Annotated in this window: 24 protein-coding genes, 1 tRNA gene and 1 pseudogene; 14 read left to right on the top strand and 12 right to left on the bottom strand. The window is 59.7% G+C overall.

The features are described from left to right. Positions 1-83: 83 nt before the first annotated feature. The 5 genes from ACFZPT_RS04465 to ACFZPT_RS04445 all read left to right on the top strand — a co-directional run bounded on the left by ACFZPT_RS04465 (position 84) and on the right by ACFZPT_RS04445 (position 5,333). A complete protein-coding gene (locus tag ACFZPT_RS04465) occupies positions 84-758 on the top strand; it encodes an NAD(P)H-binding protein (protein WP_040267559.1) in 675 nt (224 codons plus the stop codon). Next, entirely contained in the window at positions 758-1,711 is a 954-nt protein-coding gene (locus tag ACFZPT_RS04460; RefSeq protein WP_034096357.1) for a LysR family transcriptional regulator, read from the top strand. Before ACFZPT_RS04465 ends, ACFZPT_RS04460 begins: the two co-directional genes overlap by 1 nt. A 102-nt stretch (positions 1,712-1,813) precedes the next feature. Next, a complete protein-coding gene (locus ACFZPT_RS04455; protein ID WP_099312649.1) occupies positions 1,814-3,007 on the top strand; it encodes a CaiB/BaiF CoA-transferase family protein in 1,194 nt (397 codons plus the stop codon). Then, a complete protein-coding gene (locus ACFZPT_RS04450; protein ID WP_034096359.1) occupies positions 3,004-3,945 on the top strand; it encodes a hydroxymethylglutaryl-CoA lyase in 942 nt (313 codons plus the stop codon). The genes ACFZPT_RS04455 and ACFZPT_RS04450 overlap by 4 nt, the downstream gene beginning before the upstream one ends. A 59-nt stretch (positions 3,946-4,004) precedes the next feature. Continuing rightward, complete coding sequence (locus tag ACFZPT_RS04445; protein ID WP_099312647.1) at positions 4,005-5,333, top strand: MFS transporter; 1,329 nt, start codon at positions 4,005-4,007, stop codon at positions 5,331-5,333. 7 nt (positions 5,334-5,340) lie between these two features. Here ACFZPT_RS04445 and ACFZPT_RS04440 read toward each other — a convergent pair whose 3' ends face one another. Further along, positions 5,341-5,826: a DMT family transporter gene (locus ACFZPT_RS04440; RefSeq protein ID WP_040267561.1), complete on the bottom strand. Its 486-nt coding sequence runs from the start codon at positions 5,824-5,826 to the stop codon at positions 5,341-5,343. Between the two features lie 78 nt (positions 5,827-5,904). Between ACFZPT_RS04440 and ACFZPT_RS04435 the strand changes: the two genes are divergently transcribed. From ACFZPT_RS04435 to ACFZPT_RS04420, 4 genes and pseudogenes are all read left to right on the top strand, one after another. Then, positions 5,905-6,828, top strand: a complete 924-nt coding sequence (locus tag ACFZPT_RS04435; RefSeq protein ID WP_376753341.1) for a LysR substrate-binding domain-containing protein — start codon at positions 5,905-5,907, stop codon at positions 6,826-6,828. A gap of 52 nt (positions 6,829-6,880) precedes the next feature. Beyond that, positions 6,881-7,289: pseudogene (gene fos, locus ACFZPT_RS04430) on the top strand (fosfomycin resistance glutathione transferase). 49 nt (positions 7,290-7,338) lie between these two features. After that, positions 7,339-7,980 (top strand): LysE family translocator, encoded by a 642-nt coding sequence (locus ACFZPT_RS04425; protein ID WP_040267566.1) that lies wholly within the window; start codon positions 7,339-7,341, stop codon positions 7,978-7,980. A gap of 118 nt (positions 7,981-8,098) precedes the next feature. Next, a complete protein-coding gene (locus ACFZPT_RS04420) occupies positions 8,099-8,626 on the top strand; it encodes a DUF4142 domain-containing protein (RefSeq protein WP_034137333.1) in 528 nt (175 codons plus the stop codon). A gap of 54 nt (positions 8,627-8,680) precedes the next feature. Here the strand turns inward: ACFZPT_RS04420 and ACFZPT_RS04415 are convergent, their stop codons facing one another. From ACFZPT_RS04415 to ACFZPT_RS04370, 10 genes are all read right to left on the bottom strand, one after another. Next, entirely contained in the window at positions 8,681-9,106 is a 426-nt protein-coding gene (locus ACFZPT_RS04415; RefSeq protein WP_099312630.1) for a low affinity iron permease family protein, read from the bottom strand. A gap of 432 nt (positions 9,107-9,538) precedes the next feature. Then, complete coding sequence (locus tag ACFZPT_RS04410; protein WP_034096367.1) at positions 9,539-10,039, bottom strand: methylated-DNA--[protein]-cysteine S-methyltransferase; 501 nt, start codon at positions 10,037-10,039, stop codon at positions 9,539-9,541. Between the two features lie 102 nt (positions 10,040-10,141). Beyond that, entirely contained in the window at positions 10,142-10,483 is a 342-nt protein-coding gene (locus tag ACFZPT_RS04405; protein ID WP_309475191.1) for a hypothetical protein, read from the bottom strand. Between the two features lie 83 nt (positions 10,484-10,566). After that, complete coding sequence (locus ACFZPT_RS04400; protein ID WP_034096782.1) at positions 10,567-10,872, bottom strand: DUF6482 family protein; 306 nt, start codon at positions 10,870-10,872, stop codon at positions 10,567-10,569. Between the two features lie 40 nt (positions 10,873-10,912). Next, positions 10,913-11,437, bottom strand: coding sequence for a DUF3833 domain-containing protein (locus tag ACFZPT_RS04395; RefSeq protein WP_034096368.1), 525 nt, complete (start codon positions 11,435-11,437; stop codon positions 10,913-10,915). Positions 11,438-11,653: 216 nt separating this feature from the next. After that, positions 11,654-11,727 (bottom strand) — tRNA-Gly (locus tag ACFZPT_RS04390). A gap of 162 nt (positions 11,728-11,889) precedes the next feature. Then, complete coding sequence (locus tag ACFZPT_RS04385) at positions 11,890-12,774, bottom strand: alpha/beta fold hydrolase (RefSeq protein WP_099312628.1); 885 nt, start codon at positions 12,772-12,774, stop codon at positions 11,890-11,892. A 304-nt stretch (positions 12,775-13,078) separates the two neighbouring features. Next, the gene (locus tag ACFZPT_RS04380; protein WP_034096370.1) at positions 13,079-13,771 is read right to left on the bottom strand and encodes a pseudouridine synthase; all 693 of its coding nucleotides are present in this window, start codon (positions 13,769-13,771) and stop codon (positions 13,079-13,081) included. Continuing rightward, complete coding sequence (locus ACFZPT_RS04375; RefSeq protein ID WP_034096371.1) at positions 13,771-13,983, bottom strand: cysteine-rich CWC family protein; 213 nt, start codon at positions 13,981-13,983, stop codon at positions 13,771-13,773. Before ACFZPT_RS04375 ends, ACFZPT_RS04380 begins: the two co-directional genes overlap by 1 nt. 84 nt (positions 13,984-14,067) lie before the next feature. Further along, positions 14,068-15,690 carry a methyl-accepting chemotaxis protein gene (locus ACFZPT_RS04370; RefSeq protein WP_099312626.1) on the bottom strand — a complete coding sequence of 541 codons (1,623 nt, stop codon included), beginning with the start codon at positions 15,688-15,690 and terminating at the stop codon, positions 14,068-14,070. A gap of 316 nt (positions 15,691-16,006) precedes the next feature. Between ACFZPT_RS04370 and ACFZPT_RS04365 the strand changes: the two genes are divergently transcribed. Together ACFZPT_RS04365 and ACFZPT_RS04360 are read left to right on the top strand one after the other, a co-directional pair. Beyond that, a complete protein-coding gene (locus tag ACFZPT_RS04365; protein ID WP_034137340.1) occupies positions 16,007-16,390 on the top strand; it encodes a hypothetical protein in 384 nt (127 codons plus the stop codon). Positions 16,391-16,534: 144 nt separating this feature from the next. Then, complete coding sequence (locus ACFZPT_RS04360; protein ID WP_379554974.1) at positions 16,535-16,969, top strand: DUF3757 domain-containing protein; 435 nt, start codon at positions 16,535-16,537, stop codon at positions 16,967-16,969. Between the two features lie 4 nt (positions 16,970-16,973). Here the strand turns inward: ACFZPT_RS04360 and ACFZPT_RS04355 are convergent, their stop codons facing one another. After that, complete coding sequence (locus tag ACFZPT_RS04355; protein ID WP_034096375.1) at positions 16,974-18,086, bottom strand: enoyl-CoA hydratase/isomerase family protein; 1,113 nt, start codon at positions 18,084-18,086, stop codon at positions 16,974-16,976. Between the two features lie 137 nt (positions 18,087-18,223). Here ACFZPT_RS04355 and ung point away from each other — a divergent pair, with 137 nt between their 5' ends. The 3 genes from ung to ACFZPT_RS04340 all read left to right on the top strand — a co-directional run bounded on the left by ung (position 18,224) and on the right by ACFZPT_RS04340 (position 23,541). Continuing rightward, entirely contained in the window at positions 18,224-18,916 is a 693-nt protein-coding gene (gene ung, locus ACFZPT_RS04350) for a uracil-DNA glycosylase (protein ID WP_034096376.1), read from the top strand. 230 nt (positions 18,917-19,146) lie between these two features. Next, positions 19,147-21,111: a hypothetical protein gene (locus tag ACFZPT_RS04345; RefSeq protein WP_099312624.1), complete on the top strand. Its 1,965-nt coding sequence runs from the start codon at positions 19,147-19,149 to the stop codon at positions 21,109-21,111. Between the two features lie 594 nt (positions 21,112-21,705). Then, positions 21,706-23,541, top strand: a complete 1,836-nt coding sequence (locus tag ACFZPT_RS04340; protein WP_143506463.1) for a hypothetical protein — start codon at positions 21,706-21,708, stop codon at positions 23,539-23,541. The last annotated feature ends 168 nt before the right edge of the window (positions 23,542-23,709 follow it).

Genomic DNA, 23,709 nt, shown 5'->3' with positions numbered 1-23,709 from the left:
GGAGCTACAGCGGGGACGCCACAAGCTGGTAGTGTATTTGTCTTCAGGATGCCGTTCATGGCGGGCCTTTGAAGGTAAACCTTATGAGAGTTCTGTTATTTGGCGCCACTGGCATGGTCGGCCAGGGCGTGTTGCGCGAGTGCCTGCTGGCGGCGGATGTGCAGGAGGTCGTCGCGGTTGGCCGTACGCCGCTGCCTCAGGTGCATGGCAAGCTGCATCAGGTGTTGCACGCCGATATGCTGGATTTCCAGCCGTTGGAAAATCTGTTGCAGGGCTTCGATGCGTGTTTCTTCTGCCTGGGTGTTTCTTCGGCGGGCATGAGTGAAGCGCGCTACACCCATCTGACTTACGACCTGACCCTCGTCGCCGCCAGTACCCTGGCGCGGCTCAATCCGCAGATGACGTTTATCTACGTGTCCGGCGCCGGCACCGACAGTACCGAGAAGGGCAAGTCGATGTGGGCGCGGGTCAAGGGCAAGACCGAGAATGCTTTGCTGCGCTTGCCGTTCAAGGCGGTCTACCTGTTCCGCCCCGGGGTCATTCAGCCGATGCATGGCGTGCGTTCCAAGACGCCGCTGTATCAGGCGTTCTATAGGCTGTTCGGGCCGTTGCTTTCGCTGGTGCGTCGGATAAAACCCGAATGGGTAGTGAGCACCGAGTCGGTGGGGCGTGGGATGCTGGCGGCGGTACGCCATGGCGCGCCGCAGGCAGTGGTGGAACAGGCCCAGATCCAGCGTCTGGCCAGCGAGCGTGTGTGATGTTGCACAAGAGCCTGGTGCGGCGCCTGGACCTGATCACCCTGCAACTATTCGTCGCGGTGTTCGAAGAGGGCACGCTGACCCGTGCCGCCACCCGTGAAGCCATCGCAGTGTCCGCCGCCAGCAAACGCTTGATGGAATTGGAGCAGGTGCTCGGAGTCAGTCTGTTTGTGCGCCGGGCCAAAGGCATGGAGCTGACGGCAGCCGGCGAGACCCTGCTACACCATGCACGCAGGATGCTGTTCAACGTCGAAAAAATGGGCCTGGAGCTGGGCGAACACAGCCATGGTGTGCGCGGTTATGTGCGGATGCTGGCCAATCTGTCCGCGATCATTCAGTTCCTGCCCGAAGACCTGCGGGATTTTTCCGAGCTGCATCCCGAAGTCAAAACCGATCTGGAAGAGCGCCCCAGCAACGGCGTAGTGCAGGGTGTACTGGACGGGGTGGCGGACCTGGGGATCTGCTCCTGCGACACCGACACCAAGGGCCTGCCCAGCGTGACCTATCGCCACGACAAACTGGTGGTGCTGATGCCGGCCGATCATCCGCTCGCGGCCCGGCCGGCCCTGGCGTTCGCCGACACCCTGGGCAGCGATCACATCGGCCTGCACGCCGCCAGCTCGATCAACATGCGCACCCATGCCGCCGCGCGCGAGGCTGGCCAGATGCTGCGCCTGCGCATTCATGTGCCGGGGTTCGATGCGATGTGTCGCATGGTCCAGGCCAAGATGGGCATCGGCATCCTGCCGCGCAAAGCCTATGAGCTGTTCGGCCGCCCGCTGGGCCTGCACGCCGTGGCGCTGACAGACGCCTGGTCGGACCGCAGTCTGATCCTGGTCGTACGTGATGAAACACAGTTGTCGCCCGTCAGCCGTTTACTGTTCGACTACCTGAGTCTCTCAGTGCCTTCCCTGGAGCGGCCTGACAGCCTGGTCCTACGGAAAAATCCCTGAGCGTTCGCGTTTAACGAACGCTCCTTGCCAACTGACGGTTGGATTTCTCCCGCGGCGGTCCTCTAGCCTTGGTCACTATTCCAAGAATAAGAGGGACTCCCGATGACGGCTCCACTAAGCGGAATCAAGGTGATCGAGATCGGCACGCTGATCGCAGCGCCGTTTGCCGCACGGCTGATGGCAGAATTTGGCGCCGATGTGATCAAGATCGAATCCATGGGGCAGGGCGATCCGCTTCGCAAATGGCGAAAGCTGCACGAGGGCACTTCGCTGTGGTGGTACCTGCAATCGCGCAACAAGAAATCCCTGGCCCTGGACCTCAAGTCCAGTGAAGGCCTGGACCTGATCAAGCAACTGCTCGGCGATGCCGACGTCCTGATCGAAAACCTGCGCCCCGGCGGCCTGGAAAAACTCGGCCTGGGCTGGGAGGTGCTGCACGCGCTGAACCCTAAGCTGACCCTGGTGCGCATCTCCGGCTACGGCCAGACCGGGCCGTACCGTGATCGTCCGGGCTTTGGTGCCATCGGCGAGGCCATGGGCGGCATTCGCTACACCACCGGCAACCCGGAATCGCCTCCGGCGCGGGTCGGGGTAAGCCTCGGCGACTCCCTGGCCTCGTTGCATGGAGTGATCGGCGCGTTGATGTCGTTGCTGCGGGTCAAGACCGGCCAGGGCGAGGGGCAGATCGTCGATGTGTCCCTGGCTGAAAGCGTGTTCAACGTGATGGAAAGCCTGGTGCCGGAATACGACATGCTCGGCCATGTGCGCGAGCGCAGCGGCGGTGCGTTGCCCGGCATCGCGCCATCCAATACCTACCCGACCGCCGACGGTGCCTACGTGGTGATCGCCGGCAACAGCGACCCGATCTACAGGCGTCTGATGCACGCCATCGGCCGCTCCGACCTGGCCGACGCGCCCGAACTTGCCCACAACGACGGCCGTGCCGCCCAAAGCGCCGTGCTGGACGCGGCCATCACCCACTGGACCAGCAGCCAGCCCATCGACCGCGTGCTCAGCGCCCTGGAGGCTGCCGAAGTGCCGGCCGGTCGCATTTATTCAGTGGCGGATATCGTCAGTGATCCGCACTACCAGGCCCGCGACATGCTGCTCGATGTCCAGTTGCCCGGCGGTGTGTCGGTGAAGATGCCAGGCATCGTGCCCAAGCTCTCGCAAACCCCCGGCGGCGTGAATTGGCAGGGGCCCGCGCTGGGTCAGCACACCGACGAAATCCTCGGCAACCTGGGCTTGGGTGGTCCTGATATCCAACGCTTGAGAGCTTCGGGGGTGGTGCAATGATCCAGCGTTATGACGACCCGTTGATCGTGCAGGAAGTGTCGCCGCGCGATGGCCTGCAGATCGAGCCGACCTGGGTCAAGACCGCCGATAAGATTGCCTTGATCGATCAGTTGTCCCTCGCCGGTTTTTCCCGCATCGAAGCCGGCTCGTTCGTGTCGCCCAAGGCCATCCCGGCGCTGCGCGACGGCGAGCAGGTGTTCCAGGGCATCGAACGTCGGCCGGGGGTGATCTACGTGGCGCTGATCCCCAACCTCAAGGGGGCTCAGCGTGCTATCGAATCCCGCGCCGACGAATTGAACCTGGTGATGTCCGCCAGCCAAACCCACAACCTGGCCAATATGCGCATGCGCTGCGAAGCGTCCTTGGCGGCGTTCGCCGATGTCGCGCGGTTCGCCGCCGAGCATCCGGTACGTCTCAACGGCAGCATCGCCACCACCTTTGGATGCCCGTTCGAAGGCAAGATCGACGAAGACCGGGTGCTGCAGATTGTCGAGGCATACCAGGCGCTGGGTATCCAGGGCATCAGCCTGGCCGACACCACCGGCATGGCCAACCCGCGTCAGGTGACGCGCCTGGTCAAACGCGTGTTGCAGCGGGTTTCTGCGCGGGATCTGACCCTGCATTTTCATAACACCCGCGGCCTGGGCCTGTGCAATGTGCTGGCGGCTTATGACGCCGGCGCGCGCCGCTTCGATGCGGCGCTCGGCGGCCTGGGCGGCTGCCCGTTTGCGCCGGGGGCGTCGGGCAATATCTGCACTGAAGATTTGGTCAACCTGTGTGATGAAGTGGGCATTCACACCGGTATCGACCTGCCGCACCTGTTGCAGTTGTCCCGGCGCTTGCCGGCGCTGCTGGGTCACGAATTGCCCGGCCAGGTGGTCAAGGCTGGGCGTAATTGCGACCTGCATCCACCACCGGCGTACACCGCCGCGTTGTGACGCTACACCAGACAACAAAAACAATCGGACGCCGTAGAGCGATCCGCTGGGAGAAAACAATGAGCACCAATACAGTAGAGACCGGCGCGCGCCCGGTCGGTGATGTCGATCCGGTCAAAGCGGTGGTTCACAAGGTTGCGTGGCGCCTGATGCCGCTGATCATGGTGTGCTATCTGTTCGCCTTTTTCGATCGCATCAATATCAGCTTCGCCAAGTTCCAGCTGCAGGCCGACCTGGGCCTGAGTAACACCGCCTACGGTCTGGGCGCGGGGCTGTTCGTGATCGGCTACGTGATCTTCGAGGTGCCGAGCAACATGATGCTGTACCGGGTCGGCGCGCGCCGCTGGATCGCGCGGATCATGGTGTCCTGGGGCCTGGCCACGGCGGCCATGGTGTTCGTCACGGCCGAGTGGCAGTTCTACGCCCTGCGCTTTCTGATCGGGGCCATGGAGGCCGGGTTTGCCCCTGGCGTGCTGTATTACCTGACCTTGTGGTTTCCCCAGGACTTCCGTGGGCGCATCACCTCGATGCTGTTTCTCGCCTCGGCCTTTTCCGGGCTGGTAGGCGCGCCGTTCTCCGGCCTGGTGCTGGAGCATATGGACGGCGTGCTGCAAATGCGCGGCTGGCACTGGCTGTTCCTGCTCGGCGGTCTGCCGTGCGTGGGGCTGGCCTGGATGGTACTCACCCAATTCAAGGACCGCATCGAGGACGCGCCCTGGCTCAGCGCCGAAGAGAAAACCCTGCTGGCCAGCCGCATCGCGGTGCACGAAGTGCACAAGAAAGGCTCGCTGCTGCAAGCCTTGCGGATTCCCGGATTCCTGATGTTGGCACTGATCTACTTCCTGATCCAGGTGGCGTCCTACGGCCTCAACTTCTGGGCGCCGCAATTGATCCGCAGCGCGGGTATCGAAAGCGCGGTGGTGATCGGTCTGCTGACCGCCATTCCGTATATCTGCGGGGCTATCACCATGGTGGTGGTGGGGCGTTGGTCGGATGCCACCGGCGAGCGGCGCAAGTTCGTTAGCGGCTTGGTGGTCATGGGCGCGGTCGGGTTTTTCTGCGCGGGCATCTTCGATGATCAGCAGGTGTTTCTAATTATTGCGTTGGGCCTTTTGGGCGCCGGCATCATTGCCTCGATCCCGACGTTCTGGACCTTACCGCCCAAACTGCTGGCCGGTGCCGGGGCGGGCGCGGCGGGCGGGATTGCGCTGATCAACACGCTGGGGCAACTGGGTGGGATCGTCAGCCCGGTGATGGTGGGTCGCATCAAGGACATCACCGGCACCACCACGCCGGCGCTGTATGTGATCGGCGTGTGTGCGTTGATCGCCGCTGCGTTGCTGATGTGGGGCCTGCCGCAGAAAATGCGCACGTCCGACAAGCGCTGACGCGGGTTCACGCGGATGCCAGCGCTTTGGCTGGCGCGCCGCCGAACTGAATCAACGCCACGCCCCCCATCAGCAACAACGCCCCGACCACCCGGGGCGTTGTCAGTTGACGCTCTGCCAGACCGAACAGGCCGAAGTGGTCGAGCATCAGCGAGGCCAGCATCTGCCCGGCCAACGCCAGCGCGACAAACCCCGACGCGCCCAATTTGGGCAGCAGCATCAGCGCCAGGGAAATAAAACACACACCAAAGGCACCACCGGCCCACATCCACAGGGGCGCCTGGGTGATAAAGGCCAGGCTCGGCAACGGCAGGCGCAGCGCCAACATCACCGGCAGCAGCACCACAATGCTCACCAGCAGCGAGGCCAGCGTGGCCCACAGCGGGTGGCCGAGGCCGCGCCCGAGGTTGGCGTTGATCGCGCTCTGAAATGGCACCACCGCGCCGGCGATCACGGCCAGCACTATCAGCCCAAGCCAATGCAAAGGGGTCATCTCGAATCTCCTGAATGGTTTCGCTGGACTCTAGGGTATTCGTCAAGCAAATTTAAATTCCAAGTTCTTATGATAAGCATGCAGCTGATGAATGATCTGCGTCGCATCGACCTCAATCTGCTGGTGATCCTCGACGCGTTGCTCACTGAGCAGCACGTCACCCGCGCCGCCGAGCGCCTGCACCTGAGCCAGCCGGCGGTCAGCCATGCGCTGGCGCGTTTGCGCGATGTACTGGATGACCCGTTGCTGGTGCGCCAAGGCGGCACACTGGTGCCCACGGCCCGGGCCCTTGAGCTGGCTACGCCGCTGGCCGAAGCCTTGGCACAGGTGCAGGCGCTGCTGGCACCGAATCAATTTGACCCGGCATCGGCCAAGCGCCGGTTTCGTGTGGCGATGTCGGACTACAGCGCGGCGATTTTCCTACCGAGCCTGGTGCGCACTTTGCGCCGCGAAGCGCCCGGTATCGACCTGCAAATCGTGCAAACCAGCCGCGAAGGCATGGTCGACGGCATACTCAACGGCGACCTCGACCTGGCCGCCGGTGTGTTCCCCGATATCCCTAGGGAACTGCGCACCACGGCGCTGTTCGATGAGCACTACACCTGCCTGATCGATCGCGACAGCCTACCGGACAACGCCACGCTCGACCTGCCCACTTACCTGGCACGCCCCCACGTGCTGCTGGAAATGCGCGGCAGCGGCACCCCGGAAATCGAGCGGGCGCTGAGGGCGATCCGCCAGCGCCGACACGTGGCGATCAGCCTGCCGCACTGGGGCGTGGCGCCACAGTTGATCCTGGGCACGGACCTGATCCTGACGGTGTCCGCCCGTGGCGTGCAGAACGTTGATCATCGGCAATTGCTCACTCTGCCACCGCCGTTCGCTATTCCATCGTTTGCCTTCGAACTGGCCTGGCATGCGCGGCGGGGTGGGGATACGGGGCTGCAATGGCTGATTGGGCGTATACAAGCGGTGGTGGGTCGAGATCCGCTCGTTTCATAATCTGCGCTCGCACTGTTGGATCTTGCTCAAGCTATTGCGCCGAGGAAATATCATGCTTTCTGGCTTCAACCACCTGACTCTGGCCGTCACCGACGTGCCGCGCAGCGTCAATTTCTACCATGATGTGCTGGGGCTTCAGCTTGACGCCACGTGGGATAATGGCGCGTATTTATCATTGCCGGGGTTGTGGTTGTGCCTGTCCCTCGACAGCTCATGCGGGTCGGAGCCGGCTGCGGACTACACGCATTACGCGTTCTCGGCTGAGCCTCAGGGGTTCACCGCGCTGGTCGAGCGTCTGCGTACCGCCGGTGTGCAGGAATGGCGCGATAACCGCAGCGAGGGCGCCTCGTTCTTTTCTCGACCCGGACGGCCATAAGCTCGAAGTCCACGTCGGCGATCTGGCGTCGCGCCTGCGAGCCTGTCGCACGCGGCCTTATACCGGCATGACGTTTTACCCGTAAGGCCGGAACGTGCAAAATCCTTGCACCCTTCACTGATCAGAGTCGCGCCATGACCCCTTCCTTGCTGCTCGCTGTGCTTGCTTCGGGTTTTATCTACGGGATTACCCCTGGCCCCGGTGTACTGGCCGTGTTCGGCATCGGTGCCGCCCGTGGACGGCGGGCCGGGGCGGGGTTTTTGTGCGGGCATTTGCTGGGGGACGTGGTGTGGTGCAGCACTGCGTTGATTGCCATCGTCGGTGCGCGGGAGGTGGGCAGCAGCGCGTTCGATGTGCTGGGCGTGCTCAGCGGTGCGTATTTGTTCTGGCTGGGCTGGCGCGCGATACGCACCCAGCGTCGCAGCAGCGATGCTCCCGAGGGCGCGGCGCGGCATCCGTTCTGGCACGGCATTCTGTTCGGCTTGACCAACCCCAAGGCCTACCCGGTGGCGGTGGCCACCTTTACTGCGTTGTTGTCCAGCCGTGCCGAGCTGCTGACCTGGTCGATGCTGCCGTGGTTGATCGTGTTGAGTTTTATCGGCGGGTTGCTGGCTTATGGGATTCTGGTCGGCGTGGTCGGCGCTCAGCGGGTGCGCACCCTGTACCAGCGCCATGAAATCCTTATCACCCGTCTCTGTGGCGTGATGTTTATCGGCTTCGCCATTAACGCCCTGGCCCATGCTTTGCCCGGCTTGTTTGGCAGCAAAGCGGCCTGACGAGCCGATGACCGTTCGTCGCACTGGTAAGTTTTTTCTAAACCTTTACTCCTGTGAAAATTCGAATTCAGGGCAGGGCCTGTGTCCCGCCCTAATTTTTGCTCTGGAGGAACCCATCATGAGCCGCATGGCTATCCGGTTACGCACCGCCAGTTTCGCGATGCTGCTGGGCCTCGGCGCCAGCAGTGCTTTCGCCCAGTCGCCTGCCGAATTCATCGAGAAGGCGTCGGCCAAGGGCATGGCCGATATCGAAACCAGTCGCATGGCCCACGCGAAAACCTCGTCCCAGGAAATCAAGGACTACACCATCGAAGTCATCAACGAGCGCACCCTGGCCAATCAGCATCTGGCGGCGATTGCCAAGAAGCTCGATCTGCCTGTGGCCCCGCGCGAACAGATCGTGGATAAAGCCGAGACCTTGATGCCCGAACTCAAGGACGGCGACTCTTTCGATGCCGCCTACACGGCCCAGCAGGTCAAGGAGAACGAAGAGGCCATCGCGCTGTTCAAGCAAGAAGGTGCCGCCTCGGATGTACCGGAAATAAAAGCGCTGGTGGATGAAACGTTGCCACGCTTGGAAGAGCGTCTGCAAAAGGCCCGCGCGCTGGCCTCGACCTATGGCAAAGGTCATCAAGGCGATGGTTGAACCTTACGCCTGAACCAAAAAACGGCGGCTGGATCACATCCAGCCGCCGTTTTTTTATGCCTGATTCAGATCGGTTTTACTCGGCGCCGCATCGTCGGCGGCGTGCCCGCAGCTGCTGTTGAGATTCATCGAGGCCGTTTTGCCGATGCTGCGGTATTCCTGGCGCAGTCTTTCCAGTTCCTTGCGGTCAAGGCCATCCAGGCTCAGTACGGCATTCTGCGCGTCCTTGGTCACCCGCAGCAGTTCGTCGATCTTGATATGCAGGATGTCGTTATCGCGGTTTTGCGTGTTCTGAATCAGGAACACCATCAGGAACGTGATGATGGTGGTCGATGTGTTGATGATCAGTTGCCAGGTGTCGTTGTAATGAAAATACGGCCCGCTCAGGCTCCATAGGCCGATCAACGCGACTGCCGCGTAGAACGTGCGCGCGCTGCCCGCCCAGCGAGACAGAGATTGGGAGACTGCAGAGAATTTCATGACCGGGTTCCTTAAAAAATACAGGTGATGAAATTCTGACCGCAGCCGCGCTCTAAAATTTATTTTTACAATTTTGCGATTGAATGCAGCGGAATGCTTGTCCGACACGTTTTCGGAGTGGGCCTACGGTCCCCTGCTGCCAGGCACTCAAGACTGGGCTTTTCCACCGGACATGCCCCATGCGCCTCAATGCCTCTTGTGACCTGCACACTCTCTATCGCCGCACCGAAGATTATTTTTTTGCGCTGTTATGCCTGCTGCATCGGCGCTTCAGTGCCGATACCTGCGCCTATTTCACCGCGCAAAAATCAAGCCCGTTTAACGTTCTTTCTGGAGGCTACAGCGAGTGGCAGCTCGGTGTATCGAAAGTTGGGGTTCGAACCGTTATACAACTGCAAGGCTTTTGTCCGCGGGCCCATCTTGCCTGCTTGATCAGAAGCCCATTGTTGTCTGGCCGCGATCCTCAAGGGCCAACAGATACTGCTTGGCCTCCAGCCCACCGGCAAACCCGGTCAAACTGCCTGACGCACCGATGACGCGATGGCAGGGGGCGATGATCGAAATGGGGTTCCGACCATTGGCCGCGCCCACGGCGCGTACCGCGCTTGGGTTGCCGATTTGCTGCGCGATCTGGCTGTAGCTGCGGGTTTCGCCGAAAGGGATGGTCAACAGCGCTCGCCACACCTGCTTCTGGAAGTCGGTGCCGGTGAACTCCAGTTCCAGCTCGAACCTATCGCGCCGGCCCGCGAAGTACTCCATCAACTGACGCTCGGTTTCCAACAGCACCGGGTTGTCGTCAGCAGCGCGTAACTCGCCGAGTCGAACCCGATTGGCGCGTTCGGTTTCCCACAAAATGGCACTGAGCTTGTCGTGGCGGGCCACCAGGGTGAGCTGGCCGACGGGGGAGGGCATGAGCATGTAGTCGTAGGACATAGGCGAACTCCTGGGAGGGCGACAGTTTAACGGCGCATCCCAACACTAGCGCCAACAGACTAAGTGGGCACTACGTTTCTTGCGCTCGAATTTTGCGCCCCTCTAGAAATTCCAATACACCCAGCTGGAGTAATTGGGGGCTACGTACCACCAGGCGATCAGAAACGGCACCTTCACTATCGTCGGTTGCCCTACGGCAAACAGTGAGAGGGTATTAAGCACAGTGACGACCAGCGCAAACAGGCTGACGCGCCGGCTGGCGTGGCGCTTGGCAAATCGTACGCCGTACACCGACCCAGCAAGGGAGGCCAACACCAGTAGCAACCCAAACGGCACCGGCAACCTCAGGAACGAAACCAGCAGGGGCAGCACCACCACCCAGCCCACCACCTGATGCAGGATGGGCTTGGGCGTGGTTTGTGGGTATTCAGGCATGGCGGTCATCTTGCTTCCGGGGGCAGGGGTCGCATCATCCTTACCGGAATCTTTCAGCGCATCCAGATTTTTCCGAACGTGATTTACCGCTGCTAAAAGGTCGCCTCCAGGGAAAACGGCACGCGCAACGCTTCGATGGGCCCATCGCGTACCCCGCACATTTCGTCATGGGCGCACTGTTGCACCAGCACGCAGGGGAAGGGTGCCACGCCTTGCAGCAGGTCGCGCAAGTGTGTGGTGGAGCGGATACGCAAAGGCTGGCCGTCCTCGCCCAACAACGTCATCTCGCCGTGAACCAGCCTGATGCGTGCCACATAGAAACCGCCCTCCAGCGACAGCAATTCCAGTTCGCGGACTTCGCCTTTTGCAGCCACATCCGACAGCATTTGCATATTCATCATTCATCCCCACGCCTGTCAGGCAGGCTGAAAAACCCGTTTATTGGCGACGGAAAAACAGCGTGACCTGCCCCCATTCCACGCCGAACTTGGACATGCTGGAGCGGTTGATCAGGGTGTCTTCGTCCATCAGATACATCCAGTCGTCGAAGCTGACTTCGTACACCGAACCGTCCACCGGCAAGTTGAGCCGATAGCGCCAGCGCAACGCGTTGCCCGCCACCTCACCGATCGCCTCGCCGACCACATCGCCGGCGCGCCCACGCCAGCGCCCGGGGCCGTCCGGGGTGAGCGTCCATACGCGACGTTGGCGAGTGCCATCGCTGTACACGAAACGCTCGTCGAGAATCAGCTGGTTGCCCTCGCGCCGGCTCTCGATCTGCACTTCAAAGCGCTTGGCTACCTCGCCGGAACGCTTCTCGAAAATGCCCCAGGCCTTGACCGGCTTGCTGAAAAAACGCTCCAGATCCAGCTTGGGTTGCTGATCGGCATAGTGATCCACCCCCACGCCCGTGCAACTGCACAGACTTGCGACCAGCAATAGAGAAACCAGTAGACGCACCATGGCGGGGCTCCGTGATCGTGCGAGGCGAAGTGCCCCTATCGCCATTGATACTTGTACAAAATAATTGATTTGTACAGGTTTACGCTGCGTCGTGATGCGCAAAGGTCGCAAGATCGGGTGGTATCACTGAATTTCGCCCATAAAAAAACCGGCCACCAAGGGCCGGTTTTCTTATGCATCCCCGTCAGCAACGGCGTGACGGGGAGCGAATCTGAGTGGAGCGGGTGAAGGGAATCGAACCCTCGTTATCAGCTTGGGAAGCTGGAGTAATGCCATTATACGACACCCGCTCAGAGCGGCTGACTTTGTACCAGATGCGCGCTGGGATTTGAAGTTTTTCTTTGGAAAATGTGCAGGTTGCGTGCATCTGCCGAGGTGACGAACGGCTTCTTGCCGGCTCACCATGGCGACCGCACGTGTTCGCCATGGTGAGCCGGCAAGGCTTCTGCGGTTCAGAGTGCGAACGCATGTTGCGTTTGGCCGCGGTCGTAACGCGGCCGGTTGATGCGCTGCTCCGGTTTCAAGAAACCCACCACGGCGTCACGGCTGTCCCGACACGCGGCTTTGTGTTCCATGTCCAGAAAGTGACCGGTGGCCTGGATGCTACTGAAGCTGCTGTTCTTCACATATTGACCGAATAGCCTGGCATCGTCGGCGCTGGTGTATTCGTCCCATTCGCCGTTGACGAACAGCACCGGAATGTCGATCTGCTTGGCCGCCTTGAGGTAGCACAACCGGTCGCTGTCGAGCACTTGGCTGATGTGGAAATGCATCTGCCCGTATTCATGCTCGGCCAGGCTGCTAACATGCTTGTGGTTGAACCGTTTGAACAGCGAGGGCAGATGCTTGCCGATGGTGCTGTTGACCAAGTGGCCGACACGGTCGCGGTCGAGGTTGCTCAGGTAATCGACGCCGCGTTCCAGGTAGTCGCGCATGGGCGCATTGATCACCGGTGAGAATGAGCTGATCACGGCTTTTTCCACCCGGCGCGGGCGCTGGGAGAGGGCGACCAGGGTGGCGGCGCCGCCCCAGGAAAACGACAACACATGTTCGGCGGCGAAGTGCTCGATCAGCTCCAGCAGGATATGGCCTTCGACGTCCTTTGTGAGCATATGCTCGTGGCGGTTATGGAGTTTGGAACGGCCGGCGTAGGGCTGGTCGTACAACACCACATTGAATTGCGGGTGCAGGCTCTTCACGGTTTGGGCGAAGGATGCCGTGGTGGCCATCGAGCCGTTGACCAGAATGATGGTCTTTGCAGCGGCATCCGCGCGATAGAACTCCGTGTAAACCCGATACTGACCCTTTATATCCAACACAGCGATTTCTGGCCTCATGTCGTAAGACTCCTGGCAAGCGGGTAGGGCGCGCAGAACACTCTGCACGAGCTTTGTGACAGGTAGGCATACGCCTGGAAAAGGAAGGCCCATGTCGGTCCGATTACGGCTGGCCGGCGGGTGTTGTTATGGCGGGCGGTTTGCCTGGAGGGCCCGTGGATCAAGCGCGGGCAGGGCAAGGTGGGTCTTGGAGTTTATAGGCGACTCGTCAGTCATATTGCGGCTGACGGTTTGATTCAAGCAGCAGACCCGGGATGCCGCAAGGCGCTCAAATAGGTTTTTGCAGTCGCCGGCTGAATGGTCGTCAGACCTGTCTGATTTCTGCGTCGGTCAATGCCCGGTACTCGCCCGGCGCAAGGGTCGCGTCCAGCACCAGCGGGCCCATGCGCTCACGATGCAGGTCGATCACTTTATTGTCGAAATGTCCGAACATGCGTTTGACCTGGTGGTAGCGGCCCTCGACGATGCTCAACCGCGCGGTCCTCGGCCCCAGCAGCGTCAGTTCGGCGGGTTGGGTGGTGAGGTCTTCGAAGGCAAAGTACAAGCCTGCGGCGAACGTAGGCGCGTACTCGGGGCCGATGTCCTGTTGCGTCTCGACCCGGTACACCTTGGGCAACTTGGTCTGCGGTTGAGTCAGCCGGCGCGACCATTGGCCGTCATTGGTGATCACCAGCAAGCCCGTGGTGTTGAAGTCCAGCCGCCCGGCAATATGCAGCTCGCCCTTATCCGGCTCATCGAGCCAATCGAGTACGGTCGGGTGTTCAGGATCCAACGTCGCGCTCACACAGCCCCTGGGTTTGTGGAGCATGAAATAACGCGCCGGCTTGCCCGCCTGCAGCACCTCATCGTCCAGGCATACCCGGCTGAATTCGCGCACTTCATGGTGAGGATCGCTGACGGCAACGCCATCGACCCGGATCCGCCGCTCCACCAATAACAGGCGTACTTGTTTTCGATTGAAGCGCGGCAGGTTGCTGAGGAAACGATCGACACGCATCAGGATCGCTCGGCGTCGCGTAACTGTTGGTCGACCTGGGCACAGCGCGGGCACAGGCAGGCTTGGTTACGCAGGGCGTCCGGCAGGGCTTGCAGCACCGCCGGATCGATGGTGACGCTGTAGCACCAGCAGGCTTGGTCGACGCGGCGAGGGTCGGCCAGGGCGCAGTCGTTGCGAGCGCCGCAGGCGGGGCAGAGGGTGGGCGTGGTCATCGGTCGGTTCGGGCGGTATCGGGCAAGGAGCCGGTCCATTCCGGCGTGCCTTGCACGATACAGGGCCGACCTTGCCTCGGCTACTCATAGCTGGAACTTGCTGACCAGCACATTGAACGAGGTAGCCAAGCGCGACAGGTCCTGGCTGGAGGCGTTGGTCTGGTGCGCACCGGCGGCTGTCTGAGTGGACAGGTCCTGAATGTTAAGCAGGTTGCGATCCACTTCACGGGCCACCTGGGCCTGTTCTTCCGATGCGGACGCGATGACCAGGTTGCGTTCGTTGATCTTGGCCACGCTGGCGGTAATGCGTTGCAGCGCTTGACCGGCACTTTGCGCCAGGGTCTGGGTATTGTTGGCCCAGGTCAGGCTCTTGTTCATTGCCGCCACCGCGCCGTCGGCGCCCACCTGCACTTCGCCGATCATTTTTTCGATGTCGACCGTGGAGGTCTGGGTGCGATGGGCCAATGCCCGCACCTCATCGGCAACCACCGCAAAGCCGCGACCCTGCTCACCGGCCCGCGCCGCCTCGATGGCAGCATTGAGTGCCAGCAGGTTGGTCTGGTCGGCGATGCTACGGATCACGTCGATCACCTTGCCGATCTCGCGTACCTGGTTGGCCAGGTCGACGACCGATTGCGTCGAGTCGTTGATCTCCACCACCATCGACGACATGCCGGATACCGCCTGCTCCACCTGCTGGCGGCCGTCTTCGGCTTCGGCGGTGGCCTGGCGCGAGGCTTCGGAGGTGGACACGGCATTGCCGGCCACTTCGTCCACCGCGGCGGTCATCTGGTTGACGGCAGTGGCGGCCTGTTGGATTTCGTCATTCTGACGGGTCAGGCCACGGGTGCTTTCATCGGTGACCGCACTCAGTTCTTCGGCGGCCGAGGCCAGTTGATCCGAAGCATTGGCGATTTCCATCAGGGTGCTTTTCAGGCCGCCCTGCATGTCCGACAGTGCCATCAACAGTTGCCCGGCTTCGTCGGTACGTTCGGTGAGGATGGCGTGGGTCAGGTCACCGCTGGCAATGCGTTGGGCGCTCTGCACCGCTTGGGCAATGGGGCGGGTGATCAGACGGGTGATCAGCACGCCCACGGTGATGGCGATGATGAACGCCAGTACGATGCCACTGATCATCCACGTCAAGGCGCTGTTGCGCAGCTCGTCGGCGGCGATGGCGCCTTCTTTGATCTGGCGGTTGTTGGACTCGATGATCACGCGGATCAACTCGCGGGCCTGGCGGAACAGTTCGTTGTTGGTGGTGTTGAGTTCAGCCCGAGCCTGATCGATCTTGCCGCTGTCGAGCATCGCTGTAATGCGTTCGGCACTGCTGATATAGCTCGGTAGCACGTTATCCAGTTTGTCACCCGCTGCCCGTTCGTCATCTGCCAGTGGCGTTGCGCGGTAGGTGGCGTAGGCATCCTGGCTGCGCTTGAGTTCGTTGGCGATGTCTTGGCGTACGCGGTCGCGGTCTTGCTGGGACACATCGCCTTGGCTGGCGTCCATCAGGCGGTACAAGCCTCGATTGTGCGCGACGATCCCATTGAGGGTGGCGGCCGTGGTGCTCACTGATACAAGGTTGTTGGAAAACGTGAGTTCCAATGCCGTGGACAGCCTGACCACGCCCTTGATACCCAGCAAGCCAACCCCGAGGGTGACCAGCGCACACAGTAAAAACGAAAGCAGCAGCTTGGTTGAAATTTTCATGGTTCGAATCCGGGGACGTTAGCGAAGGATGCACGCTAGAGCCTCCCTGGCTGCACGCGACATCATAGTGACATCATGGTAAAGCGAAGAGTTTCAACATCCAAAAATTAACTGAAACGTTAAAGCTCAAGATTGGATTCGAGCTGCGGAAGGGCAGCGTCCATAGGCATTTATCAGAGGCGGCCTAGGTGTATCAAGTTGTTACAGGAACGCACCAGATTCCGTTTTTGATGTCAGATATTTCGTCATTCAGTGAAAGCTGAATGCCGCCCTTCAGCGTCGCTGAAGGTGCTCTTTCGCGGTCCAGGAGGCCGCCATGTATCGACGAATGCTGCTCAGCGCTTTACTCGGTCTGACCCTTTCCGCTTGCGTGCCCTATTACGAGGGAGGCCAGAGCTACTACCGTTCCGAGGTCTATACCTCACCCGCGCCGACGTACTACTACGGGGGTGGCTCGGTGTATCAATACCGGCGTGATTACTACCCTGCGCCCCGTTACTACGCACCGGCACCGCGTTATTACTCTGCGCCGCGCTACTACCAGCCGGCCCCGCGCTATTACTCGGCGCCGCGTTACTACCCGTCCGGGCCGCGCGCCGGCTACCGGCCTTATCCCAATCAGGGCTGGGGGGATCGCGGTGGGCATGACCGTCGAGGCGACCGTGGCGACCGTGGTGGCGGACGCGGCGGTCATTGGTAAGTTTCCGACTATCGAGCGGCGCATCTAGCGCCGCTTTTTTTCGTCTGCCGTTTGTCGGAACTGTCATATTTGACAGGTATCCTTCGCGCTCCAGATGTATTTCACTCACAGGGATCAGAGTGCCGGTCAGGCATGGAGCGTCCAGTGGTTAAGCGATCAATCTGCCTGCTTGTGGTGATGATCTGCGGCGTTATGCACGCCAGCGCGAAGCAGGGGTGTCCGTACGCGTCCTCCGTTCAATTAAAAGAGGGGCGTTTCCAGGCGCGCGATGGGCAGCTTTTGTGGCAGGGGCCTAAGGTTACCCAACTGGATTTCGTCAGCGGGTTCGTGGGCGCATTGTTCATTCCTACCCAGGGGCAGGCCCGGGAAAACGGCTACGTTGAGAAGTGCATCTACCGAACCAACGGCGATCAAGTAATTGCACTGCGCTATGGCGGCTCGGAGGAGGTCGACAGCGTGTCGCTGACCAGCGGCCTGCATTGGCGCCTGGCCAAGGATCCCTTCGGCCAGGACATCTATATCTGCGATGACAGCCAGCCCGATAATTGCTCTTTCACCATTGACCGCTCCAAGCACTGAGCTGTCAAAAGTCGGAAAGGTCTGCCAGAGGGTGCCTACCCTCCCACGCTTTGTTGAAGTGCGCCTGCACCACGGCGTCCGGGATCGTATTGATGTCCGGCCAGTGCCAATGAGGCGTCTGATCCTTGTCGATCAACCGCGCACGCACGCCTTCGGCGAATTCCGGGTGACGGCAGCAATTGAGGCTGAGGGTGTATTCCATTTGGAACACCTGGGCCAGGGACAAATGCCGCGCGCGCTGGATCTGCTCCCACACCAAGTGCGCCGTCAGCGGGCAACCTTCACTCAATGTTTTGCCCGCGCGGTTGAACAGCGGGTCGGCATGCTCGCGCAAAGCACTCAAGGCCCGCCACGCACAGCGCACATCGCCCACGTCCAGCCAAGCGTCGATCTGCGCGCGCCGCGGCAGCCATTGCGCGTCGGGTTGCTGGTCGTGCGCCTCCTGGGCCAGGGCCTTGAGCAGGCTGTTGAGCTGCATCGCGGTCTGTTCCTGCCAATTCAATTGCAATAGGCCCTGGAGCAGCTGGTCTTGCTGGTCGTCCCGTAGGAAACGGTCGGCCAGCCCCAGGTCCAGTGCGTCACGCCCATTGATATGCGCTCCGGTCAGGCCCAGAAACAAACCGAGTTTGCCCGGCAGGCGCGACAGGAACCAACTGGCCCCCACGTCCGGGTACAGGCCGATGCTGATTTCCGGCATGGCCAGCCGGCTGCTGGGCGTGACGATGCGCACCGCCGCGCTTTGCAGCAGGCCCATGCCGCCGCCCAGCACATAACCGTGACCCCAGCAGATCAGCGGTTTGGGGTAGGTGTGCAAACGGTAATCGAGTCGATATTCGGCGGCAAAAAACTGCGCGCCCAGGGCGGGTACTTCGCCCGGGTGCTCAAGGCACGCCTGGGCCAGGCTGCGTACCTCGCCACCGGCACAGAACGCCTTGGCGCCATTGCCGCGCAGCAACACGCAGACGATTTGCGGGTCTTTGGCCCAGGCCTCCAGGCGGTCGCCGAGGGCCAGGATCATCGGCAGGGAGAGGGCGTTGAGCGACTTTTCAGCGTCCAGGCTGGCGATGCCGATACGGGCACCGCCGCTGCCGGTGAGTTCTTCGAAGTGCAGATTCATCGTGACCTCAATCGAGAAAGTGAAAAATCAGTATGATCCTTTGGTGGGAAAGTGCCGGTGGTGTGTCAGATCAATTGACAAGCGGAGGCGGCTTTCCTAGGGTTCGCCTCATTCTTTTTTTACAAGACACTTCAACGATGACCGACGGCGACCGCATCAAACTCGAACCCAGTTGGAAACATGCCCTACGCGATGAGTTCGACAAGCCCTACATGGCCCAGCTGCGCGAATTCCTGCGCCAGGAGCATGCCGCCGGTAAACAGATCTACCCGCCTGGCCCGCTGATTTTCAACGCCCTCAACTCCACGCCGCTGGACAAAGTAAAAGTGGTAATTCTTGGCCAAGACCCTTACCACGGCCCCGGCCAGGCCCACGGTCTGTGCTTCTCGGTGCAGCCGGGGGTGCCGGCGCCGCCGTCGCTGGTCAATATCTATAAAGAACTCAAGCGCGACCTGAACATCGACATTCCCAACCACGGCTACCTACAGAGCTGGGCCGAGCAGGGCGTGCTGATGCTCAATACCACCATGACAGTGGAGCGCGCCAACGCCAACGCCCATGCCGGCAAGGGTTGGCAGTTCTTTACCGACCGGATTATCGAAGTGGTCAGCGAGCATCAGCCGCACTTGGTGTTTCTGCTGTGGGGCGCCCACGCCCAGAGCAAGCAGAAGCTGATCGATGCCACCAAGCATCTGGTGCTGACATCGGTGCATCCGTCGCCGCTGTCGGCGTATCGCGGGTTTATCGGTTGTGGGCATTTCAGTCGCGCTAACAAGTTCCTTGAGCAGAACGGCGAAACCCCAATTGAGTGGCGGTTGCCGCCTGTCTGAGTACGCCGCCCGGCATGCCATTTCATTAACCATGCGCCTCACGTAACTCGATGCTTGCGTGATGACCTGCGGCCTCTTGATGTGTATGCATCAAGGGGTACCTGTTATTCCTGACAGTATCCGACCTTCTTGTATCAGCATTAAATAATCTCCCTGGCCTCGTCGGTCTGGTACATGCCAGCACGCTTGTCAGTGGTCAATCATTGGTTCAATGCTTGAGGAGAGTAGAAATGTCTAATTCTAAAGTTTCTTCAAATGCGGAGGCGATGGGCTCAAAAAATGTCGACGTGTCCGGGCGCAAGCGCTCGGGTTCCGCCAAGACCCTCCAGATGCCAACAGTGCCTGAAGCGTTGCCATTACTGCCGGACGAGGCGGCTTGGACGATTCACTCGGACCTCCAGAATCAACCGTTGGCGGTGACGATCGAAGACGTATGGCCAGTCCACTATTCTCACGTCGCCATGACTACAACGGTTGTATATTTTTGGCAGAACCTTGAAGTTCATCGCCGTGAAATCGTGGGGCCTTACGATCCCAATGCTGTGTTTCCTTTGCTTGAGTACTTGCCGGCAAGCGTGTTAAGTACTGGCGGTATACGCCAGCTCAGATATCAGGTGAGTGCGCCGTTGCTAACGACGACTTCCTCGTTTATCACAATGATCAACGTCGACAAGACTGAACCCAATAATAATAATCCAGGTCCGGAGTTGATTTTTGGCCCTGAAGTGGCAGATGGCATTGTCACCGACGATGAACTGGTGGCAAACAACGGTATAGGGGCAGAAGTCGAGCGTTGGACGGATATTCGCCTTGAAGATGAGGTCGAGTTCTTTTGGGGAGCGGTAGCCAACGTCAATTTTGTGGGTAAGCTGATCATCGGGCCAAATCATGTGGCGGGTGCGCCGATTCTGATCCATTTCCCTGAAGACTTTATTCGTAAGAGTGGGCCAGGCCTCAGGTCCGCCTCTTATCGGCTGATCGACCGTGCAGGTAATATCGGCCCGTTCTCCGCGCCCACCGAAATTGAAGTCAGCACCATAATGTTGCCGGATCTTCCCCGTGCTGAAGTGCCCCTGGGTGAAGACGACGGCCTTATAAACCTGGACGATGCTCGTACAGGCGTTATTGTCGAAATCGAACAGATTTTCGGGGCGCAGCCGAACGACACACTCGTCATTTGGTGGAATACCCATACGCTTGCCGTCGTGACAATTGGGGTGGCCCACGCGTGGCCCATCCGTGTCCCTGTGAAGTGGGAGATCCTTTCAGCCGAGGGGTTTGAGCAGGCGATTCCCGTGCGGGTGCGTTATCTGTTTCAACGCGGCAGCGCGTCGAAGCCATCGCCTGATAGCTTTTACATTCTGGACTTCAGTGTGGCCGGACCAGACCCGCAAGGACCTGATCCGATCAATACCCAATTGCCTTTGGTCGTCGTAAAGGGAGTTACAGGGGATGATGTTGTCACCCAGGCGGACGCCCCGGGTCCTGTTCGCGTCGAGGTGAGACTATGGAACGGTGACGTAATACCTGGGCAAAAGTTGGAACTGTTCTGGGGCGGAGAGGCTGCGCTGGCGGACGAATATGAGATTCAGCCCGGTGACCTTCCCGGTCAAACCGTGGTTTTTTGGGTGCCTTGGCTTTTGATCATGCGAGCAGCGTCAGGACAAGTACCGGTGTATTACTGGACGGATAACGCTGTCAATCGCCAGCGCAGTCCTGACAAATTGGTGCGAGTGGAGCTTGATACACTCAAGGGCCTGGTGAGGCCTGTATTGCTGAATGACAGCGACCGCAATTTCGTTGCTTGTGATACCCATCCGGAACCCTGGACAGGCGTGTTCATAGGTATACCGTGGAATGCTACCCACTTTGAGGTCGGTGACCGGCTTGAAGTGTATTGGAGTAGCCACCGCACAAAAGATGGTAGCGGAGATCCTTTCCAATATACGAGTGTTACGTTCCATGTTGAGTTGTCTGATGCTCACAGAGATCTTCAGCAGGTTGAGGTACAGATACAACCCTTCAATCCGCTGTTTACCCTTCCTGGGCTGGTCGCTGGCTGGGGTTCGGGTGTTGTCTTATATCGGTTATTCAAAGCGTCTGGGCCAACGGGGCTGTCGGACAAGAAGCTCATTTACATTGATCTGAAAAGGCCAGGTGGTGGCACTTGCCTCGGGCCTACTCAGAGTGAGTGAAAACCGAAAAAAGCGCTCACGCCTGATGCCGATCAATCAAACCCTCTCGCTTGACCCTGGGCGCAAGAAATCGAAATCCGATGCCTGTACTGGCATCGGATTTTTTGCGTCTTGCGCGAGCACTGGAACTGACCCACGACATTGCTTGCACCCGATTTACTCTATGCGTTGGATACCTTGCTCGATCACTCTTCGGGGGAGCAGCAGCTTGAACTGGCCGGCATGGTGGCACCGCGCAAGCGGCGTTTACCGCTGACAATGTGCTGCCGGCCCAACGCCTGTCATGGGCCTAATAAGCCACGTTTCCAGCGTGTGAGTCCTATAGGAATACCCCCAGTTTCCGCATCTTTACCTGTCAAGGTTGACAGGTGCGCGCCTGGCACAGGGGGGGTTAAATAGACTCGTCACTCGGTCCAGTTAGATGTCTGGAAGCGAGCCATTCTCTATTCCATGTGAGAGTAAGCAGCCATGACAAAACCCAATAACTCCCGAGCGCTTGGATCAACCTCCACGAGCAAAAAAAAACTGACGATAGCACCGAACTCTCCGTTGTTGGTGCGGCCGCCATGGGCTCGAACCCCTCGCGGACCGCGGGTGCTGGATGCGCTACATGTGGTGAATGCATTGCCCGACGTGGCGGACGGGCAAACGAATCTAATGGACATCGCGGAGTTGTACGCTGAAGGCGTTATATGTGAAATCGCAAGGTGGAACGAAATCCTGCCTGTTGGCGACGACGAATTGGAAATTCGTATTAATAATGTCCTTTATGGCTCTCGAATTCCTTTCAGTAAGCCGTTGTCTGCGCACACCTGGCCCTACCGCTTCTCGATACCGGAAGACAAGATCGGCGAACACGGGCTGAAAAGCCTACGCTATGAAGTATTTACCTCCAGCGGTACGACGGATGGCCCTGCTCTTCCTACCTCAGTGACCATTGACCGCCGAGACGCTAATGCCGGTCTTAGGCCAGGCGCGGTGACGTTACCGGGTTGGGTGGGCCACTATGTGACGTTACAGGATGTGGACGATAACGGCGGTAGCCTGACTTTCCAGGTACCGCGTCGCTTGGACCCACAAGTTGGCGACAAACTGGAGATCTTCACAAAGTTTCCCAGTGATACGCCCATACTGACTTTGGAAAATCTACCGCGTACCACTGCGCCGATACAGGTCAGTCTGACCACCGCTCAGCTTGCTGCGGATGGGGGGGGGCTAAAACAGATCAACTTTGTTTACACCGATCGTGCCGGTAACCAAACCAGCTACCCGAGCGCTATGCGAGAGTTCACATTGGTGACGCGCGCCCTCCCCGCTAACCTGCGAGACCCAGAGTGCCCTGCAGCACCGCTCGACCTGACCGACGCTCAATTGAATCGTGCTGAGATCTGGATCCGCAAATACGACAATGCGCAGGCTGGAGACCAGGTTTTTATCGAATTCAACAGTTTTTTGATCGTGGGTACTGTAGATCTGAGCTGGCCGCTTAAGGTAAAAATTCCTTGGGAGGACCTTAGGGATGGAGGTCTCACCGCACCCTACGTGGCAGACGTGTTCTACAACGTTCATAGTGGCGAATTAATTGCCGGCCCTTCGGGCACCATCACGGTGGATGTGGACTTGACCTCGGCGGGCGGGCGGCCTGAAGACCCGGGCCCTGTTAATCCAGAGCTGGGTCCAGTGACAGTGACTTCATCCGGGGGCCTGACCAATGAAATCGGCCCTGGCGACTTCGGCGACGCTACCGCCCGGTTTGCGCGCTATACAGGGGCTACGGCGGGGCACCTTATTCAGCTGTGGTGGAAAGGCATCCCTTGTTTCGACCCGCCTTACCTAGTCACTGTGGCAGATGAGACTAATCCCGAGTTCATGCTTACGGTGCCTGCGGAGGTGATCAAGCAGGCAGGCAACGGAGACATTCCCACTTGGTACACACTCAATAACGGGGTGAACGATAACTTCGTCGATTCAGTGGAAACCCTTGTGCATGTCCGCGCGTTCGCCGTAGATAACCTGAATGGCATCGAGTACCCGGACGCGCTGGCCTTCGACGATTTGTTTGCGCTTACCTGCGACCAGGACATTGTTGGTGGGATCAAAACCGTAATCAGAGACCCTGCGAACTTGCAGGCGGGCGATCAGATAACGCTTCATTGGGTTGTTTATGGTCCGGATGATTTCTACTCCGCCGAAAAAACGGTGGATCTGCCTTTCCCTCCCGTGACGGTTAGCCACGACCACACTGATCCGGGCCATCCTGGTGAGCGTTTTACGGTACCGTTCCCGGTCTATATCCAGCCTGTCGTGAGCGGGCGTATTGAAGCTTACTATCACGTACTAAAAGCGGATGGCGTAACTGAAGGCGATTCACCCGTCACCTTTGTGCTGATGACTCGGCGTCAGACAGGTAATACCATCTGTGGTAACTGATGTAACGCGTTGAGGAGCCTTGTCCGCTACCTGGCGGCGAAAGCCTTTAGGTAGCGGTTCTTCGCGTGTGATCCACGCACGAAATTGCCCATTTGTGTGGACGCGGCTGATAGCGTGGTTTCGTGAGATGAAATTGAAGTATTGATCGCGCGCGCTTAGCTAGAGCGA

Origin of the sequence: Pseudomonas sp. MD330_10 (genome assembly GCF_042610415.1) — a bacterium.
Taxonomy (GTDB): domain Bacteria; phylum Pseudomonadota; class Gammaproteobacteria; order Pseudomonadales; family Pseudomonadaceae; genus Aquipseudomonas; species Aquipseudomonas rhodesiae.
The sequence above is the reverse complement of the archived record's forward strand: the minus strand, read 5'-3'. Positions and strand labels throughout refer to the sequence as shown.

Bases quoted from the DNA above. Each gene is read 5' to 3' on its own strand.
- ACFZPT_RS04450 (WP_034096359.1), top strand. From the start codon at position 3,004: ATGATCCAGCGTTATGACGACCCGTTGATCGTGCAGGAAGTGTCGCCG.
- ACFZPT_RS04455 (WP_099312649.1), top strand. From the start codon at position 1,814: ATGACGGCTCCACTAAGCGGAATCAAGGTGATCGAGATCGGCACGCTG.
- ACFZPT_RS04405 (WP_309475191.1), bottom strand. From the start codon at position 10,483: ATGACCGCCATGCCTGAATACCCACAAACCACGCCCAAGCCCATCCTG.
- ACFZPT_RS04380 (WP_034096370.1), bottom strand. From the start codon at position 13,771: ATGCGTGTCGATCGTTTCCTCAGCAACCTGCCGCGCTTCAATCGAAAA.
- ACFZPT_RS04440 (WP_040267561.1), bottom strand. From the start codon at position 5,826: ATGACCCCTTTGCATTGGCTTGGGCTGATAGTGCTGGCCGTGATCGCC.
- ACFZPT_RS04385 (WP_099312628.1), bottom strand. From the start codon at position 12,774: ATGAGGCCAGAAATCGCTGTGTTGGATATAAAGGGTCAGTATCGGGTT.
- ACFZPT_RS04370 (WP_099312626.1), bottom strand. From the start codon at position 15,690: ATGAAAATTTCAACCAAGCTGCTGCTTTCGTTTTTACTGTGTGCGCTG.
- ACFZPT_RS04415 (WP_099312630.1), bottom strand. From the start codon at position 9,106: ATGAAATTCTCTGCAGTCTCCCAATCTCTGTCTCGCTGGGCGGGCAGC.
- ung (WP_034096376.1), top strand. From the start codon at position 18,224: ATGACCGACGGCGACCGCATCAAACTCGAACCCAGTTGGAAACATGCC.
- ACFZPT_RS04410 (WP_034096367.1), bottom strand. From the start codon at position 10,039: ATGTCCTACGACTACATGCTCATGCCCTCCCCCGTCGGCCAGCTCACC.
- ACFZPT_RS04355 (WP_034096375.1), bottom strand. From the start codon at position 18,086: ATGAATCTGCACTTCGAAGAACTCACCGGCAGCGGCGGTGCCCGTATC.
- ACFZPT_RS04365 (WP_034137340.1), top strand. From the start codon at position 16,007: ATGTATCGACGAATGCTGCTCAGCGCTTTACTCGGTCTGACCCTTTCC.
- ACFZPT_RS04465 (WP_040267559.1), top strand. From the start codon at position 84: ATGAGAGTTCTGTTATTTGGCGCCACTGGCATGGTCGGCCAGGGCGTG.
- ACFZPT_RS04460 (WP_034096357.1), top strand. From the start codon at position 758: ATGTTGCACAAGAGCCTGGTGCGGCGCCTGGACCTGATCACCCTGCAA.
- ACFZPT_RS04400 (WP_034096782.1), bottom strand. From the start codon at position 10,872: ATGAATATGCAAATGCTGTCGGATGTGGCTGCAAAAGGCGAAGTCCGC.
- ACFZPT_RS04435 (WP_376753341.1), top strand. From the start codon at position 5,905: ATGCAGCTGATGAATGATCTGCGTCGCATCGACCTCAATCTGCTGGTG.
- ACFZPT_RS04425 (WP_040267566.1), top strand. From the start codon at position 7,339: ATGACCCCTTCCTTGCTGCTCGCTGTGCTTGCTTCGGGTTTTATCTAC.
- ACFZPT_RS04345 (WP_099312624.1), top strand. From the start codon at position 19,147: ATGTCTAATTCTAAAGTTTCTTCAAATGCGGAGGCGATGGGCTCAAAA.
- ACFZPT_RS04445 (WP_099312647.1), top strand. From the start codon at position 4,005: ATGAGCACCAATACAGTAGAGACCGGCGCGCGCCCGGTCGGTGATGTC.
- ACFZPT_RS04395 (WP_034096368.1), bottom strand. From the start codon at position 11,437: ATGGTGCGTCTACTGGTTTCTCTATTGCTGGTCGCAAGTCTGTGCAGT.
- ACFZPT_RS04375 (WP_034096371.1), bottom strand. From the start codon at position 13,983: ATGACCACGCCCACCCTCTGCCCCGCCTGCGGCGCTCGCAACGACTGC.
- ACFZPT_RS04420 (WP_034137333.1), top strand. From the start codon at position 8,099: ATGAGCCGCATGGCTATCCGGTTACGCACCGCCAGTTTCGCGATGCTG.